This window comes from Arthrobacter sp. YD4, assembly GCF_030410515.1.
In the GTDB taxonomy this organism is placed as follows: Bacteria; Actinomycetota; Actinomycetes; order Actinomycetales; family Micrococcaceae; genus Arthrobacter.
In genome coordinates, this window is record NZ_JAUHHD010000001.1 from 523,398 (window position 1) to 539,267 (window position 15,870).

The 15,870-nt window shown below is 70.4% G+C and carries 15 protein-coding genes; 6 read left to right on the forward strand and 9 right to left on the reverse strand.

All coding sequences use genetic code 11. The features are described 5' to 3' along the window. Positions 1-6: 6 nt before the first annotated feature. Positions 7-1,065: a LacI family DNA-binding transcriptional regulator gene (locus tag QWJ39_RS02395; protein WP_290256093.1), complete on the reverse strand. Its 1,059-nt coding sequence runs from the start codon at positions 1,063-1,065 to the stop codon at positions 7-9. Between the two features lie 130 nt (positions 1,066-1,195). On the opposite strand from QWJ39_RS02395, the gene QWJ39_RS02400 reads away from it, so the two are divergent. Beyond that, on the forward strand, positions 1,196-3,193 hold the full coding sequence (locus QWJ39_RS02400) for an adenylyl cyclase (protein WP_290256094.1): 1,998 nt from the start codon (positions 1,196-1,198) through the stop codon (positions 3,191-3,193). Positions 3,194-3,338: 145 nt separating this feature from the next. On the opposite strand, the gene QWJ39_RS02405 is transcribed toward QWJ39_RS02400, so the two are convergent. Genes QWJ39_RS02405 through QWJ39_RS02415 form a run of 3 tightly spaced genes read right to left on the reverse strand, consistent with a single transcriptional unit; the run spans position 3,339 to position 7,363 of the window. Beyond that, the gene (locus QWJ39_RS02405) at positions 3,339-6,017 is read right to left on the reverse strand and encodes a S1 family peptidase (RefSeq protein WP_290256095.1); all 2,679 of its coding nucleotides are present in this window, start codon (positions 6,015-6,017) and stop codon (positions 3,339-3,341) included. A gap of 9 nt (positions 6,018-6,026) precedes the next feature. Next, positions 6,027-6,737 carry a tyrosine-protein phosphatase gene (locus tag QWJ39_RS02410; RefSeq protein WP_290256096.1) on the reverse strand — a complete coding sequence of 237 codons (711 nt, stop codon included), beginning with the start codon at positions 6,735-6,737 and terminating at the stop codon, positions 6,027-6,029. Beyond that, the gene (locus QWJ39_RS02415; protein ID WP_290256097.1) at positions 6,734-7,363 is read right to left on the reverse strand and encodes a GNAT family protein; all 630 of its coding nucleotides are present in this window, start codon (positions 7,361-7,363) and stop codon (positions 6,734-6,736) included. Before QWJ39_RS02415 ends, QWJ39_RS02410 begins: the two co-directional genes overlap by 4 nt. Positions 7,364-7,446: 83 nt before the next feature. Between QWJ39_RS02415 and QWJ39_RS02420 the strand changes: the two genes are divergently transcribed. Continuing rightward, entirely contained in the window at positions 7,447-7,893 is a 447-nt protein-coding gene (locus QWJ39_RS02420) for an SRPBCC family protein (protein ID WP_290256098.1), read from the forward strand. 47 nt (positions 7,894-7,940) lie between these two features. Here the strand turns inward: QWJ39_RS02420 and QWJ39_RS02425 are convergent, their stop codons facing one another. The 4 genes from QWJ39_RS02425 to QWJ39_RS02440 form a co-directional block, all read right to left on the reverse strand. After that, complete coding sequence (locus QWJ39_RS02425) at positions 7,941-8,828, reverse strand: 3-hydroxyacyl-CoA dehydrogenase family protein (RefSeq protein WP_290256099.1); 888 nt, start codon at positions 8,826-8,828, stop codon at positions 7,941-7,943. Between the two features lie 2 nt (positions 8,829-8,830). Beyond that, positions 8,831-9,637 carry an enoyl-CoA hydratase/isomerase family protein gene (locus tag QWJ39_RS02430; RefSeq protein ID WP_290256100.1) on the reverse strand — a complete coding sequence of 269 codons (807 nt, stop codon included), beginning with the start codon at positions 9,635-9,637 and terminating at the stop codon, positions 8,831-8,833. Then, on the reverse strand, positions 9,637-10,848 hold the full coding sequence (locus tag QWJ39_RS02435) for an acetyl-CoA C-acyltransferase (protein ID WP_290256101.1): 1,212 nt from the start codon (positions 10,846-10,848) through the stop codon (positions 9,637-9,639). Before QWJ39_RS02435 ends, QWJ39_RS02430 begins: the two co-directional genes overlap by 1 nt. A 133-nt stretch (positions 10,849-10,981) precedes the next feature. Next, complete coding sequence (locus QWJ39_RS02440) at positions 10,982-11,644, reverse strand: pentapeptide repeat-containing protein (RefSeq protein ID WP_290256102.1); 663 nt, start codon at positions 11,642-11,644, stop codon at positions 10,982-10,984. Between the two features lie 100 nt (positions 11,645-11,744). On the opposite strand from QWJ39_RS02440, the gene QWJ39_RS02445 reads away from it, so the two are divergent. Together QWJ39_RS02445 and QWJ39_RS02450 are read left to right on the forward strand one after the other, a co-directional pair. Beyond that, complete coding sequence (locus tag QWJ39_RS02445) at positions 11,745-11,921, forward strand: CsbD family protein (protein WP_290256103.1); 177 nt, start codon at positions 11,745-11,747, stop codon at positions 11,919-11,921. A gap of 159 nt (positions 11,922-12,080) precedes the next feature. After that, positions 12,081-12,800, forward strand: a complete 720-nt coding sequence (locus QWJ39_RS02450) for a dienelactone hydrolase family protein (RefSeq protein ID WP_290256480.1) — start codon at positions 12,081-12,083, stop codon at positions 12,798-12,800. Between the two features lie 137 nt (positions 12,801-12,937). On the opposite strand, the gene QWJ39_RS02455 is transcribed toward QWJ39_RS02450, so the two are convergent. Then, positions 12,938-14,398 carry an amino acid permease gene (locus tag QWJ39_RS02455; RefSeq protein ID WP_290256104.1) on the reverse strand — a complete coding sequence of 487 codons (1,461 nt, stop codon included), beginning with the start codon at positions 14,396-14,398 and terminating at the stop codon, positions 12,938-12,940. Positions 14,399-14,602: 204 nt separating this feature from the next. Between QWJ39_RS02455 and QWJ39_RS02460 the strand changes: the two genes are divergently transcribed. Both QWJ39_RS02460 and QWJ39_RS02465 read left to right on the forward strand, forming a co-directional pair. Further along, on the forward strand, positions 14,603-15,352 hold the full coding sequence (locus QWJ39_RS02460; protein ID WP_290256105.1) for a CPBP family intramembrane glutamic endopeptidase: 750 nt from the start codon (positions 14,603-14,605) through the stop codon (positions 15,350-15,352). 60 nt (positions 15,353-15,412) lie between these two features. Next, complete coding sequence (locus QWJ39_RS02465) at positions 15,413-15,853, forward strand: VOC family protein (RefSeq protein WP_290256106.1); 441 nt, start codon at positions 15,413-15,415, stop codon at positions 15,851-15,853. Positions 15,854-15,870: the final 17 nt, after the last annotated feature.

The following is a 15,870-nucleotide window of genomic DNA, read 5'->3' on the forward strand; positions in this document are numbered from 1 at the left end:
AACCGCCTAGCCGGCGGCCGGCTCCGTGCTGGCCCGGACCACCAGGCGTGCCGGGAAAATCAGCGGCTCCCGGCCGGCCCCGGGGTTCTCGATATCGGCCAGCAGCAGGCGCCCGGCCTGCGCGGCCATGTCCACGGTGGGCTGGTTGACCGTCGTGAGGGGCAGCTCCCCCGGTCCGGACAGGTGGTCGTCAAAGCCGACGACGGCGACGTCGCCGGGCACCGTGCGGCCGGCCGCCTGCAGGGCCGTGATGGCGCCCCGGGCCATCAGGTCGGACGCGGCGAAAATACCGTCGATGCCGCCGTCGCGGGCCAGCAGCCGGGCGGCGGCCTCGGTGCCGCCGGCCGCCGTGAAGTCGCCCGGCTCCTCGGGCCTGGCCGGTAGCCCGGCGTCCTTGAGGCCCGCCCGCCAGCCCTCGAGCCGGTCCGCCGCGGCGGTCATGTCCAGCGGACCGGTGATGGTGGCCAACCGGCGGCGCCCGGTGGCGGCCAGGTGCAGCGCCGCCTGCCGGGCGCCCTCGAAGCTGTCCACGTCGACGTAGTGGATGCCCAGGCCGGTGTCCCAGGGACGGCCGATGAAGACGGTGGGCAATCCGGAGGCCGCCAGTTCCTCCGTCCAGCCGTCCGTCTTATGGTGCGAGACGACGATGGCGCCGTCAACGTGGCCGCCGCGGAGGTAGCGGACCGTCCGGGACGGGTCCCCGCCGGCCCGGGACATCAGCAGGACCAGCTGCATGTCCGTCTCCCGCAGCGCCTCGGTCACCCCGGTGATGACGGCGGCGAAGAACGGGTCCATCATGACCCTGGCATCGGGTTCGTTGATGACGAGCGCGATTGAGGAGGTCCGGCGGGTGACCAGGCTGCGGGCCGCCCGGTTCGGGCTGTAGCCCAGGGAGATTACGGCGGCGTCCACGGCGGCCTTGGCCTCCGGGCTGACCCTGGACCCGCCGTTGATGGCCCGGGAGGCGGTGGAACGGGACACGCCCGCCGCCGTCGCCAGGTCTTCAAGCGTGGGAGTGGGACGGGCCGCTCCCGGCCGGGATCCGTGGTGGGTCTGTGCGCTCATCACCTTGAGAATACGGGATCCCCCGACGGTGAGGAGCCCTTGTCCGGTCGTGGGCCCGGTGTTACGCTTCCCCGGTTGGGAGCGCTCCCACACTGTCCCGCGCAGACCCCCACAGAGAGCAGGCCGAGCAATGCCGCTAGCCCACTTCCCGTCCCGCCCGGCGTCCCCGCCGGGCCTCCGCACCTCCCCGAACGGCGCAGGCCGGCTGATCGTCGGGGGCGTCGTCGCCCTCGCCGCGGCCCTGGCCGGCAGCACCGCGGCCACCGCCGCCGTACCCGCCGGGACCGGCCCCGCGCCAGCCGCCGTCGTCGTCCCGGCAGCCCCCGCCACCCCTCCTGGGCAGCCCGCTCCTGCGCAGTCCGCTCCTGCGCAGCCCGCCGCGGTGGGCAAGCCGGCACCCGGCGCCGCGTCCGCGTTCGGCCCCAACGTCCGGGTCTTCGATCCGAGCATGCCGGTGGCGCAGATCCAGGCCACCGTCGACGCCATCGCCGCCCAGCAGGTCGACGACGAGATGGGCACCAACCGCTACTCGCTGCTCTTCAAGCCCGGCACCTACGGCACCGCGCAGACACCGCTGATCATCCAGGTGGGCTACTCCACCGAGGTGGCGGGCCTGGGCAACTCCCCCACCGACGTGACCATCAACGGCCACGTGGACACCTACAACCGCTGCCTGACCGCGGACAACTGCATCGCCCTGAACAACTTCTGGCGGTCGGTCTCCAACCTCACCATCAACGTCACCGGCCTGGACGGCTGCCGCGCCTCGGCCAACTTCTGGGCCGCCTCGCAGGCCTCGCCGATGCGGCGGGTCAACGTCACCGGCGGGAACCTCACCCTGATGGATTACTGCACCGCCGGCCCGCAGTACGCCAGCGGCGGCTTCATCGCCGACTCCAAGACCGGGTTCGTGATCAACGGCTCCCAGCAGCAGTACTACGTCCGTGACAGCACCCTCGGCGGCTGGTCCAACGCCGTCTGGAACCAGGTCTTCTCCGGCGTCAACGGCGCACCCGCGCAGTCCTTCCCGGACCCGCCGTACACCACGCTGGCCAGCACCCCGGTCAGCCGCGAAAAGCCGTACCTGACCATCGACGGCGCCGGCAGCTACAGCGTGTTCGTTCCCTCCGCGCGGCAGAATTCTTCCGGCACCACCTGGGAGAACGGCCCGACGGCGGGACGCAGCGTGCCGCTCTCCGACTTCTACGTGGCCACGCCCGCCGATTCGGCCAAGGACATCAACGTCCAGCTGGCCCGCGGCAAGAACCTGCTCTTAACCCCGGGCGTGTACAACATCGACCGCACCGTCGAGGTCAAGCGTGCGGACACCGTGGTCCTCGGGCTTGGCATGACCACCCTGACCGCCGTCGGCGGCGCCGTTCCAATGGAGGTCGCCGACGTCTCCGGCGTCCAGGTCGCCGGGCTCACCATCGACGCCGGCACCGTGAACTCCCCGGCGCTGATGCGGCTGGGCAAGGCCAAGGGCAACGCCTCCCACACTGACGCCTCCGGCAAACACGGCGACCCGGCCAACCCCACCGCCCTGCACGACGTGTTCTTCCGCATCGGCGGTCCGCACGTGGGCAAGGCCTCCGTCAGCCTCGAGGTCAACAGCGACGGCGTGCTCCTCGACCACATCTGGGCCTGGCGTGCGGACCACGGCAACGGCGTGGGCTGGGACACCAACACGGCGGACAACGGCGTCACCATCAACGGCGACGACGTCACCGCCACCGGCCTGTTCGTGGAGCATTATCAGAAGTACAACGTGACCTGGAACGGTGAGCGCGGACGGACGGTCTTCTTCCAGAACGAGCTGCCCTACGACGCTCCGAATCAGGCCGCCTGGCAGCACGACGGCGTCCTCGGCTGGGCCGGGTACAAGGTGGCCGATTCGGTCCGGTCCCACGAACTCTGGGGCGGCGGCAGCTACGTCTACACCAACGTGGATCCCTCGATCCACGCCACCCGCGGCTTCGAAGTCCCGGTCACCCCGGGCGTGAAGCTGCACGGGCTGCTGACCGTGAACCTGGGCGCGGGAACGCTGGACCACGTGGTCAACGACACCGGCGCCCCGGTGACCACCGCCGAGGTGGGCAAGCCAAGCTACGTCGCGAACTTCGGCTAAACGCAAAGCCCGGCCGGACCGGACCCTGGATAATTTCCAAGGGGCCCGTCCCGCCGGGCTTTGTTGTGCCTGCTTGGCGTTTCCGGGGACTGCCTATCGGAACGCTTTGCCGGTCCGATGTGCCGGGGCGCTTTGGCCGTCCGATTTAGCGGGCAGATCCCTGCGCTGCCGGCTTTCGGCGGCGGCCCAGGGCCAGCATGCCGGCGCCCAGCAGGACCGCGGCCGCGGCGGCTCCGGCCGCGGGCACCAGTCCGCCGGCTCCGGTGCTGGCGAGGACGGGAGTCCCGGCAGAACGGTCCGGGGACACGGCCGCGGCGGCGGCGGCCGCCACCGGTGCGCTGATCGAGAACGTGGAGGACAGCGGCGCGGAGGCGATGCCGTCCAGGGACTGCGACACGGTCAGGATGTGCTGTCCCGTGGCCAGGCCCGTGGGGAACGGCACGGACCAGTGCCCGCCGGTGGCGAGGATCGCCAGGGCCAGTGACCCGGAGACGGCCTTCCCGCCGACGCCGGGGCCGCCGCCCTGGCCGGCATCCAGCGGGACGCCGTCGATGCTCACGCTGACCGAGGCGCCCTCCACCCCGGTGCCCGAGATGGTCTTGGGCAGCGCGTCCTGCCGGAACGTGGCCCCGTCGAGGGACAGTGCCAGGGCGGGGACCGGCGGCTGGACCAGGTACACGGCGGTGGCCGCGGGACCGTCCTCATGGCCCGGGGAGGTCTGCACCGCCGAGACCGCGAGCTTGCCGTACAGCGGGCCGCTCCCGAACGGAACGCTCCAGCGGCCGTCGGCGGCGACCGTGGCGGAGCCGGTGACGGCGCCGGTCACCGCGACGGTGTTGCCCGGCGTTCCGGTGCCCTCGATCAGGGCAGGTGCCGAGGCGGTGGGGACCGCGGCGGGGGTGGTGATGGCGGGGGCGCTCAGCACCGAGGCCGTGAGGGCGAACGCGGTGGTCTCCGAGTGGCTGAAACCGTTGACGCTGGCCGCGGTATACGCGTACTTCCCCTCGGTGGCCGGCAGAGTGAAGGACCAGGTGCCGTCGGACTGCACCGGAAGGTCGACGCTGGCCCCGCCCTCGCGGATCAGGCGGACCGAGGAGCCGGAAGCGACGGCGGAGGCGGGGGCAGCCGCCACCTTGCCGTGGATCGTGGTCCCGGGTTGGAGGGTGGCGCCGCTGGCGGTCCCGTCCAGTTGCGGTGCGTTCAGGAAGAGTTGCAGCTGGACGTTGGGAACCGTGGCCATGGCATCCTGCAGGGTGGCGGCGATGGCGCGCAGCTGGGTCCCGTTCTGGGTCTCGGCCCCGGTGTGGGTGCCCACGGCGAAGTTGCCGCTGATCCAAGGCCCGCCCGAGTCGCCGCCGGCGGACTTCACCGTGGTCGAGTCGAAGGCGCGGACGGCGCGCAGATCGTTGTCGTCGTTGGGAGCCACGCTGTTTCGTCCCGGGATGAGCATGATGCCCACGGTGTCGACAGTGCCGCACTTCCAGCCGCTGGTCCGGCCCGAGTGGCAGACCGCCTGGCCCTGGACGGGGGCGAGTGTGCCGATGATCCTGACCGACGACGGCGCCGGGTTGGCCACGTTGTCCCAGATGGTGGCAGCGGGCCGGGGCGTGACGCCGGCGGCGAGGCCCTGGATAACGGCGATATCCGTGCCGATATTGCCCGGGCTGTCCTGCGTTCCCGTGATGGCGGTGTTGCCGGGGCCGCCGAACTGGCTGAAGCCAAAGGTGCCCAGCGGGTCTCGGGTGGTCGGAAGGGGCATGGTCGCTCCGCCTGCCGTCGCCGCGGCGGGCGGCTCCACGGTGGTGGTCTTGCTGATGCCGTCTTCGGCGCAGTGGCCGGCGGTCAGGAGCAGGGGGAGCCCGGTCGGATCATAGGCGCCGAACCCGGCGGAGCAGATGGTGCTCACATCCGTGACGTAGCCCTGGCCGCCGAAGTAGTCGGTGCTGGCCTCGGTGGTGATCGGGGCGGACTTCTCCAGCTGGACGTTCTTGTAGCGGGCCACGAACGCGGCCGGGGAGATCTTGCCGGGGGCGGCCGTGGTCAGGGCCGGGCTGGTGCCCGCCGGGACGTTCGTCGCTCCCACGGTGGGAGCGGGCGTCGCCGTCGCCGCGGGAGCCGGGGCGGGGGTGGCGGGGGCGGCGGGGGTTTCCTCGGCGGCGGTCACGCCGCCGGTCCGGATGACGAAGTGGCCGCCGGCGTAGGCCACGGCCTGCAGTCCTGCGGGACCGACGTCGCGGACGTAGGCGGCGAAGAGCTGGTCAGTGCTGGCCGCGATGAGGTCGGCGGCGCTCGGTGCCGGGGCCGGCGCGGCCGGGGCTGCGAGCGTGAACACGGCCGTGAGGCCGGCCGCGTTGAGGGCATCCACCCGGGCCTGCAGCTCGGCGCCCTGTCCGTCGACGATGATCCTGCCGTTGCTGATGCTGATGCCGACGTAGCCGGGCAGTCCGGACAGGGAAGGCAGTGCGTCGGCGGCGCGGCGGGCGAGCTCGCCGGCGGCGTTGAACTGCTCGAGGGTCATGCCGAGGTCGCGGAGGGTCGCCTCGGCGAGGCCGTCCTCGCTGATGCCGGGGGCCGGGGCGGCGGCGGGGGCGGGCGCGGCGGGCGACGTAGGTGAAGGAGAAGCAGTCGCGGGCGAGCCCGGCGTGGGCGACGTCGTCGGCGCGGCCGTTGCCCCGGAAGAGGCGGAGGGGCTGGAGGTGGCGGCGGGTGTCGGCTGGACGGAGCCCGTTTCGGCGAGCGCGGGAACGGCCAGGGACGCTCCGGCGAGCGCAACGGCCACGGCGGCCGTCATCCGCAGCGCAGGAACGCTTTTTGCTATCTTCACCCGGTCACTTTAGCGTCCGAGTTTGGCCCGGATGGCCGCCAGCTCCCCTTCCGTTACGCCATTGTGGCCCAAAAATGTGGAAGTCCTGAGGTTGCGCAGGAATCCCAGGAGGCTGGCCTGCCGGGTGGCGAGCAGCGGCCCCAGTTCGGCCTCGGTCAGGTAGCGCTCGTGCGGGTGCTTGACCGGGGAGACGCGGTGGTGTTCGTTGATGCCGCGCATGGCCCGTTCGTAGGCCAGGGCGATGGCGTCCTCCCCCGCCCCGGCGAGGTCCTGGAGCATCGCGGCGATCATTCCGCTGCGGTCCCGGCCGGCGGAGCAGTGCAGCACGACGCCGGCGGGTGCGGCCGCGATGGCCCGGAACACCCGGGCCATCCGGTCCGGGAAGAGCCGGACGTTGTCCGGGTAGGACGCGGGGTCGTTCAGGTAGGGAACGCAAAGGGCCCGGAACTCCTCGTTGGCGGGGTCCTCGGTGGGGGCATGGACGACGTCGAACGGCGCCAGGGCCGCCTCCGGCACCCGCGGATCAGTCTCGCGGCGGCGGATCTCCTCCGGGTTGCGCAGGTCGATAACGGTGCGGATCCCGGCGTCGTACGCCTGCCGCCAGCCCGTCTCGGTGAGCCACTCGCGGCGGCCCATCCGGTAAACCTCGCCGCCGACGTGCCAGGCGTTCACCGCCCCGTCCCAGGTGACCGCTCCGCCCACGGCTCCGTTCCTGCTCATCGGGCAGGTTCCCGTTCGGTCCGTTGCCTGGCGAGGCGGTATTCGAGGTTGTTCCGGACCATGGGCCATTCGTGTTCCAGGATCGAGAACACCACGGTGTCCCGCAGGGCGCCGTCGGCGCTCCTGGTGTGGCTGCGCAGCACCCCGTCCTGTTTGGCGCCGAGCCGGGCGATCGCTTCGCGGGACTGGTGGTTGAGCCAGTGCGTGCGGAACTCGACGGCGGGGCAGCCCAGTACCTCGAAGGCGTGCCGGAGCAGCAGCAGCTTGGAGTCGGGGTTGCTGCCGGTGCCGTGCGCGGACGCGGCGTTCCAGGTGGAGCCGATCTCCATCCGGGGCACGGCGGCGTCGATGTTCATGTAGGTGGTCATCCCGATGATCCGGCCGGGTTCGCCGGTGGCGGGGTCAAGCAGCCGGGTGGTGAACGGCAGCATGGAGCCGGCCTCCTGCAGCGTCAGCCGCCGGTCGATCTCGGCGCTCATGGCCTCCGGGGCGGGGACGGCGGTGTACCAGAGCTTCCATAGCTCCCCGTCCCGGACCGCGTCCACCAGCCCGTCGTGGTGGCTGTGGTCCAGGGGTTCGAGGGCAACGTAGCGGCCGGTCAGGGTGAGCGGCTGGAAGGGGTTCACGGCACCATCCTAGGCCCGCGGCAGCGGCGGACCCTGAGCATTCCCATCCGGGGGGGGCTGGACGCCGTGGGTAGGCTGGGCCCATGATCACAGTCACCGGCACGGTCCGTACCCCGCTGGAGGCCGGCAAGGCCTTCGCTTACCTCTCCGCCTTCGAGCACACGCCCGAATGGGACCCCGGCACGCCGGTGGTCAAGAAGCTCACCGACGGCCCGGTCGCAGTGGGCCACCGCTACCACGCGGAGGCGGAGTTCCGCGGCAAGCGCCAGAGCCTGACCTACGAGGTGGTCAAGCTCTCCGGTTCCGAGATTGTGCTCCGCGGCGAAAACAAGAGCGTCATCTCGGTGGACACCATCGAGGTCCGGTCCGCGGGCTCCGGCAGCGAGGTCCGGTACACCGCGGAATTCCAGCTCAAGGGATGGATGAAGCTGGCCGAGCCGATCGCCCGGCCCATGTTCCAGAAGCTCGCGGACCCCGCCATGGACGGGATGAAGCGGACGCTGGACTCACTGGCCACGCACTCCGGCTAGGCGCTGCGGCCTCAAGAGGGCCGGGAAGACGGCCCGCTGGGGCCGGTTCAGCCGTTCCAGTCGAAGAATCCCTTGCCGGTCTTCCGGCCGAGCTCGCCCCGGGCCACCTTGTCGCGCAGGATCTGCGGCGGTGCGAAGCGGTCGCCCAGGGTCGAGGCAAGGTACTCGGCGATGCCCAGGCGGACGTCCAGGCCCACGATGTCCGTGGTCCGGAGCGGGCCGGTGGGGTGCTTGTAGCCCAGAACCATGGCGTTGTCGATGTCCTCGGCGGACGCGACGCCCTCCTCGACCATGCGCATCGCTTCCAGCGCGATCGCGACGCCCAGCCGGGAGGATGCGAAACCGGGGGCGTCATTGACGACGACGGCGGTCTTGCCGAGCGCCTCGACCCAGCCGCGCGCCGCGGCGGCCACCGCGTCGGAGGTCTGCTCACCCAGGACCACCTCGATCAGGGTGGAGGCCGGCACCGGGTTGAAGAAGTGCAGGCCCAGGAAATTCTGCGGCCGGCCCAGTTCGCGCGCCAGCCCGTTTACGGAGAGCGAGGAGGTGTTGGAGGCGAGGTATGCGTCGTCGGCCAGGCGCTCCTCGAGGCCGCGCAGTGAGGCGACCTTGAGGTCCCAGTCCTCGGGAACGGCCTCGACCACGAGCTGACGGTCCTTGAAGTCGTCGTAATCGACGGAGACGGCGAGCCGGGAGACCATCTCGTCCAGGTTGCCGTCGACGGCGCCGCGCTCGATGCTCTTGGCGGCGGCTGACTCCACCCGCTCGCGGGCGGCCTCGGCCGACTGCTCGTCGCGTTCGACCACCAGCACATCCGCGCCCTTGATCAGGAAGGCGTGGGCGATGCCGGCGCCCATGCGGCCGCCGCCGAGCACACCGACGAACCGGGGAAGAACGCCGTCGGACGTGGTGGCGGACTGTGCGGAATTGCTCATGGTTACTTCGTCCCGTCGTGCTGGTCTTGAGGTGTGGAAGTTGTTTTGGTGTTTTTCCTGTCCAGGAACGCCTGCATCCGGTCGAACTTGGCCTGGGACTCGAAGAGGATGCCCTGGGCCAGCTGGTCGATCAGCGGGTGCGCCTCGGCGGGGGCGTGGAAGACGGACTTGGTGATCCGAACCGCCAGCGGGTCCTGCCGGCCGATCCGGTCCGCGAGATCGTGGGCGGCATCCATGAGCCGGTCCGCGTCGTGGACTTCGGTGATGAGGCCGACGTCCAGGGCCCGGTCGGCGCGCAGGACGGTCCCGGCCAGCAGGATTTCCTTCGCCACGGGCTCGCCGACGAGTTCCCTGAGCCGCCAGCTGGCTCCGGCCGCGGCCAGGATGCCCAGGCCGGTTTCGGGGTTGCCGATCCGGACCCCGGGGGTGCCGATGCGGAAGTCGGCGGCGTAGGCCAGCTCCGCGCCGCCGCCGAGGCAGAAGCCGTCGAGGGCAGCGATGACAGGCATGGGCAGCTTGGCGATCCGGACGAAAATCGTCGAGTTGATGCCCTGCAGTGCGTCGTCGCGGCGTCGTTCGCGCAGCTGCGCGATGTCCGCGCCGGAGGCGAACACGCCGTTGGTACCGGCGATGATCAGCACCTTGGGGGTCTGTTCCACGTACGCGCAGACCCGGTGAAGCTCGTCGACCATCTGCTGGTCGATCGCGTTGCGGACCTCGGGCCGGTTGAGCAGCACCACCAGCCGGTCGGCGCGCTCCTCGACCAGGAGCGTGGCGAAAGCTGTAGTGTCCAGGCCGCCGGCGGTCATTAGACGCGCTCCAGGAGCATCGCGGTGCCCTGGCCCACGCCCACGCACATGGTGGCGAGGCCCACCTTGGCGTTTTCGCGCTCCATCCGGCCCAGCAGGGTGATGGCGATCCGCGAGCCGGAGGAGCCCAGCGGGTGGCCCAGGGAGATCGCGCCGCCGTCGCGGTTCACGATTTCCGGGTCCAGGTCCAGCCGGCGCATGCTGGCCAGCGACTGGGTGGCGAAGGCTTCGTTGAGCTCGACGGCGCCGAGGTCGCCGACGCCGAGCCCGGCAGCCTCGAGGGCCTTGCGGGTGGCGGGGACGGGGCCGATGCCCATGATCTCGGGCTCGCAGCCGGCGGAGGCGCCGGCGATGATGCGGGCCCGCGGGGTCAGGCCGAGCTTCCGAATGGCCGCCTCGGAGGCGACGATGATCGCGGAGGCGCCGTCGTTGAGGGTGGAGGAGTTGCCGGCGGTGACCACCGAGCCGCCCGCGACGACGGGGCGCAGCCCAGCAAGCACCTCGGCGGTGGTGCCGGGGCGGGGGCCCTCGTCGGTGTCCACCACGGTCTCACCCTTGCGGGTCTTGACGGTCACGGGGACGATTTCGTCGGCGAACCGGCCCGCTGCGATCGCGGCGAGCGCCCGCTCGTGCGAGCGGACGGCGAACGCGTCGGCGTCGTCGCGGGTGATCCCGTCGACCCGGGCCACCTCCTCCGCGGTTTCCGGCATGGAGTAGGTCATCTTCCCGTCGCGGGAGAGCTCACCCTTCTGGAACAGCGGGTTGGTGAAGCGCCAGCCAATGGAGGTGTCGAAGATCTGGCCGGGCTTGGCGAAGGCTGTCTGCGGCTTCTCCTGCACCCAGGGCGCGCGGCTCATGGATTCGACGCCGCCGGCGATCACGATGTCCGCGGCGCCGGCCTTGATCATGTGGCTGGCCATGATGATGGCGCTCAAGCCGGAGGCGCAGAGCCGGTTGACGGTGATTCCGGGGATGTGCAGCGGCAGGCCGGCCAGCAGCGTGGCCATCCGGGCGACGTTGCGGTTTTCCTCACCGGCCCCGTTGGCGTTGCCGAGGATGACCTCCTCCACCGCGTCCGGGTCGACGCCGGCGCGGGCGACGGCCTCACGGACCACCAGCGCCGCCAGGTCGTCGGGACGGACCGCGGACAGGGCTCCCCCGTACCGGCCAACCGCGGTGCGGGCACCGCCAACGAGAAAAGCCTCGACCATGAGAACATCCTTCACCAGAGAGGGGGCCGGCAGCAGAATAAATTACCGACCGTTCGTTCTATAAAGATTACACGGCGGGTCAAGAGGGTCAACCGGGGACGCCTGCAGGACGTTCCGGCATATCCCCAACGGCTCAGGCGACGGTGACCCCCAGATGCGCGGCAAGCAGCGGGGCGAGCAGGTCCAACTGGCGCTCGTCAACCACCAGCCCGGACACGCTGCCCAGGCCGCTGACCGCCCGGAAGGCGCTCCCACGCAGGTCCACGTCCTTGAGCCGGGCGCCGGTGAAGTCCAGGGCGCCGATGGTGCAGTCCTTCAGGACCATCCGGGTGGCCGTAGCCGCGCCGAGGTCCAACTCCCCGATGATGCAGTCGCTGATCTGTACGTCCACCAGCGTGGCGCCGCGGAGGTTGACGTAGTCGAGCTTTCCGCCATCGATCCGCACCGACTGCCAGCGCCCCTCGTAGAGCTCGGCGGAACCCCAGCGCGGATTGCGGATCTCCACCTCCGTCAGCCCCGCCCGGGCGGCGGTAAGCACGGGGGCGTTCGGGTCGGACAGGACGCAGTCCCGGAACCCGGCGCCGCGCAGCTGCGTCTCGTGGAAGGAAATCCCGGCGAACGAGCACTCGACGAAGTCCGTACCGGCGAGGTCCAGCCCGTCGGCGATGGCCTGCCGGTAGGAGCGGCCCTCGTAGCGTTCCCCGCGGCGGAACTCGGGGTCCGCGTCCTCCTGGAGATCATCCAGCCGGAGGTCCGGGAGGCGCGGGGCGGTGATTCGGGGCTTGCCGGGTTTCATGACGTCGAGCCTAGCGCCGACCGGAAAAGACTTGAACTAGTAAGCATGCTTTGCTTATGCTGAGACCGAAGCAGCCAACCAGAGAAAAAGGCGGTTCCCCATGGGTCTCGGCGACAAGATTCAGCACGAGGCGCAGCACCTTGGTGGCAAGGCCAAGGAGGCTGCCGGGACCGCCACCGGCAACGACCGTCTGAAGGCCGAAGGCCAGAAGGACCAGGTGGTCTCCGATGCCAAGAAGGTTGGCGAGAACGTCAAGGATGCGGTCCGGCGCGACTAGCCGCCCCGCCGCGATGGCCGACGACGCCGGGCGCTCCTTTGGGGGCGTGCCCGGCGTCGTTTTTTCACCCCTCACCCAGCGACTCCACCATCCCGCCCGACGAACCGAGGAGCCCCCGTGGCCAGCACCGCCAACCGCCCCACCGCCGGCAGCACCGACCTGCACAACGTCGACCTCGGCCCGGCCGGGCGGGACGGGTCCCGGACGCTTCGGGGCTACCTGGCCACCCCGGACGGGGAGGGCCCCTTCCCGGCGGTGCTGATGATCCACGAGGTCTTCGGGCTGGACGACATCACGGTCCGCCACGCGGACCGGATGGCCGCCGCCGGCTACCTCACCCTGGCCGTCGACCTCTTCAGCGACGGGGGCGCGCGCCGCTGCCTGGTCTCCACCATGCGCTCCCTGGCCTCGGGCCACGGCAAGGCGTTCGCCGACCTTGAGGCGGCGCGGCGGTGGCTGCTCGACTCGGGCCGGACCAACGGGAAGGTGGGGGTCATCGGCTTCTGCATGGGCGGCGGCTTTGCCCTGTTGCTGGCCAACGACGGCTTCGACGCGGCCGCGGTGAACTACGGCAAGCTGCCCTCCAACCCGGAACGGGAGCTGGCCGGGGCGTGTCCGATCATGGCCAACTACGGCGGCCGGGACCGGGGACTGCCGGGGGCCGCGGAGAAGCTCGCCGATGTGCTGGAGCGGCTCAACGTCAGTCACGACGTGAAGGAGTTCCCGACGGCGGGGCATGCCTTCCTCAATGACGTCGAGGCCGGCCCGCGGCCGCTGCGCCCGCTTCTGCGCGTGATGGGCGTGGGCCCGGACCCGACGTCGGCGCCGGAGGCCTGGCGGCGCATCGAGGACCACTTCGCCCGGCACCTGAGGGGCTAACGGGGCGCGCCCGATACCGGACTGGACGGCGACTTAAAAGCCGACGGCGGTCACCCGCGCCGCAGCGCGGGTGCCCGCCGTCGTCCGTGGGTGGCTGAACCCTGTACAGCGAACCGAACGTGTCCGAACAGGAGGAACTAGCTGTAGAGCTCGCTCTTGGGGGCGTTGTGCTTGACCTTCTGCCAGCCCAGCCACAGCACCACCGCGAAGAACGGGATGGTGGCCAGCGTCCAGAGGCCCAGCTGGAAGACCTCGCCGGTCTTGCTGGTCATCGTGTCGAAGCCGATCAGCACGGTGATGGCCAGCAGCGCCACCAGGCCGGCCCAGCTGGTCCACGGGGAGCCCGGCATGGGCAGCGAGGAGGCGTCGTTGCCCTTGATCCTGCGCAGCGCGATCTGGCTGGCGAAGATCGAGCCCCAGGTGAAGATGACGCCGATCGAGGCCGTGTTCAGGGCCAGATCGAAGGCGTGCGAGCCGCCCAGCCAGATGTTCAGCAGGATGCCGACCAGGTAAACCGCGCCGATCGCCAGGATGGCGGCGTAGGGCACGTGGCTCTTGGACATCCGGGTCAGCCACTGCGGGGCGTGGCCGTTGTTGGCCATGGTGCGGAAGATCCGGCCGATCGAGTACAGGCCCGAGTTGCAGGACGAGAGCGCAGCGGTGATGACGATCATGTTCATCACGTCGCCCATCCAGGGCAGGCCCATCTGGCCGAAGACGGTGACGAACGGCGAGGTGCCGGCCTTGTACTGGTCCGAGGGCAGCAGCATGGCCAGCAGGGTCACGGAGCCGACGTAGAAGACCACGATGCGGATGACAACGGCGCGGATGGCCTTGGGGACCTCCTTGGCCGGGTCCTCCATCTCGCCGGCGGTGATGCCGACCAGTTCGATGGCGTTGTAGGCGAAGATCACGGCGTTGAGCACCAGGATCATCACCAGGGCGCCCTTGGGGAACATGCCGCCGTCGCCGGCGAAGAGGTTGGTGACGGAGGCGTGGCCCTCGCCCACCTTGGCATTGGTGACCACCATGAAGGTGCCCACGGCCAGGAAGATCACGATGGCCCCGACCTTCAGGACGGAGGCCCAGAATTCGAATTCGCCGAACGCCTTCACACTGAGCAGGTTGACGCCCACCAAGAGGAGCAACGCGGCCACCGCGGTCAGTTCGACCGGGACGTTGGGGAAGAAGAACTGGAAGTAGAGGCCGATCGCGATCAGCTCGGCGATGCCGGTCATGGCCCAGTTGATGAAGTACATCCAACCGGAGAGGTAGGCGCCCTTGCGGCCGAACATCTCGCCCGCGTAGCTGACGAAGGAGCCGGAGGTCTGGCGGTACATGATGAGCTCGCCGAGGGCCCGCATCAGCAGGTAGGCGATGACGCCGGCGATGGCGTAGGAGAAAACCAGGGCGGGGCCGGTGGAGGCGAGGCGCCCGCCGGCCCCCATGAAGAGGCCGACGCCGATGGCGCCGCCCATGGCGATCATGGTGACCTGGCGGCCGCTCAGCGACTTCTTGTAGCCCTCGGCGCTGAGGGAGGAGTCGACGGCGGTGGGGGCGGCCGCGGTTTGCTTGTCTGTGGACGTACTTTGAGGCACAGCTGTTCCTTGCGGTTGGGGATCTGGCCGGGACAGGGCGGCGTTTTCCGGGCGTTCGGCAGCGGGGGCGGCCCGGCGAACGGGGCAGCCGGTGGTACCGGAGCCGGCTGCGGCTCGGCGTCGCGCGGCTCATCTATCGTACTAGCTCGGCTGGGCCCGCCGTGACGCGGGCAACACCGGGCCGACGCCGGATAGTCTGTTTCCATGGGCACCGATCTCCGCCGCATCCCGGCACCGCGACCGGATTTCTACGTGTTTTCCCGGTTGGATTTCACCGCCGCGGGCATCTACGTGGCGGTTGCCGCGTTCTTCGCCACCGCCGCGGATCTGTTGACGCCGGTGGTGCTGCAACTCTCCCCCAACCCCGCCGCCGCGTCATACGCGATCAACCTGGTCTTCTACGGCGTGATTGGTGCGCTGGCGCTGACCGCAGCACGCCGCGTGGTGCGGCGGGACCTGCAGGTCCTGGCCACCCGGCCGTGGTTCACCCTGCTGATGGTGCCGGCGTCCGTTGTGGCCGCGATGATTCTGACCGCCGTCCTGGTGGCGCTGACCGGCCCGCCGCAGACCTCCGCGAACCAGGCCGGGCTGCAGGCACTGATGCAGCAGGTGCCGGCCTGGCTGATGGTTCCGCTACTGGTGGTGGTGGGTCCGTTCGTGGAGGAGTACATCTTCCGGCACCTGCTGATCGGCAAACTCAGCCGCAAGATCAACATCTGGGTCTGCAGCGCGCTCTCCGTGGTGCTCTTCGCGGGGCTGCACATCGTGGGCCAGGAGGCGTTGACGCTTCCGGTGCTGATGCCGTACATCGCGATGGGCGCCGTCCTGGTGTTCGTGTACGTCTGGACGGGGCGGAACCTGATGTTCTCCTACTTCGTGCACGCGGCCAAGAACCTGCTGGCCGTGATCTTCATCTACGCGATCCCGCCGGACGTCCTGGACCGGCTGCAGTAACCAACTGGTTGCCGGCACCAGCCTCTGGCGCCCCGCGGGCCGCCGTCGTAGGTTTCTGCCATGACACTGAACATCCAGATCGCCGTCGACTGCACGGATCCGCACGCCCTCGCCGACTGGTGGGCCGAGACCCTGGACTGGGCCGTGGAGCCGCAGGACGAGGACTTCATCCGGTCCATGATCGAGCAGGGCTTCGCGACCGAGGCGGACACCCTCCGGCACGGCGGGAAACTGGTCTGGCGGACCGGCGCCGCCATCCGGCCTCCCGAGGACCTGGCCAGCAGACCGGCCACTCGGAGAATCCTGTTCCAGACCGCCCCCGAGCCCAAGACCGTCAAGAACCGCGTGCACTGGGACGTGAACCTGGCCGGCGGCGACAAGGACGAGGTCCGCGCCGCCCTCGAGGCCCGCGGCGCCACCTACCTCTGGACCGCCAACGAGGGACCGCATTCCTGGTACACGATGGCGGACCCCGAGGGGAACGAGTTCTGCATCAGCTGAGCCGATTACTAGACTCG

Excerpts from the sequence above, each read along its gene's own strand:
- QWJ39_RS02410 (WP_290256096.1), bottom strand. The coding sequence starts at position 6,737 with ATGAGCAGGAACGGAGCCGTGGGCGGAGCGGTCACCTGGGACGGGGCG.
- QWJ39_RS02395 (WP_290256093.1), bottom strand. The coding sequence starts at position 1,065 with ATGAGCGCACAGACCCACCACGGATCCCGGCCGGGAGCGGCCCGTCCC.
- QWJ39_RS02465 (WP_290256106.1), top strand. The coding sequence starts at position 15,413 with ATGACACTGAACATCCAGATCGCCGTCGACTGCACGGATCCGCACGCC.
- QWJ39_RS02440 (WP_290256102.1), bottom strand. The coding sequence starts at position 11,644 with ATGAAACCCGGCAAGCCCCGAATCACCGCCCCGCGCCTCCCGGACCTC.
- QWJ39_RS02400 (WP_290256094.1), top strand. The coding sequence starts at position 1,196 with ATGCCGCTAGCCCACTTCCCGTCCCGCCCGGCGTCCCCGCCGGGCCTC.
- QWJ39_RS02460 (WP_290256105.1), top strand. The coding sequence starts at position 14,603 with ATGGGCACCGATCTCCGCCGCATCCCGGCACCGCGACCGGATTTCTAC.
- QWJ39_RS02420 (WP_290256098.1), top strand. The coding sequence starts at position 7,447 with ATGATCACAGTCACCGGCACGGTCCGTACCCCGCTGGAGGCCGGCAAG.
- QWJ39_RS02435 (WP_290256101.1), bottom strand. The coding sequence starts at position 10,848 with ATGGTCGAGGCTTTTCTCGTTGGCGGTGCCCGCACCGCGGTTGGCCGG.
- QWJ39_RS02445 (WP_290256103.1), top strand. The coding sequence starts at position 11,745 with ATGGGTCTCGGCGACAAGATTCAGCACGAGGCGCAGCACCTTGGTGGC.
- QWJ39_RS02425 (WP_290256099.1), bottom strand. The coding sequence starts at position 8,828 with ATGAGCAATTCCGCACAGTCCGCCACCACGTCCGACGGCGTTCTTCCC.
- QWJ39_RS02430 (WP_290256100.1), bottom strand. The coding sequence starts at position 9,637 with ATGACCGCCGGCGGCCTGGACACTACAGCTTTCGCCACGCTCCTGGTC.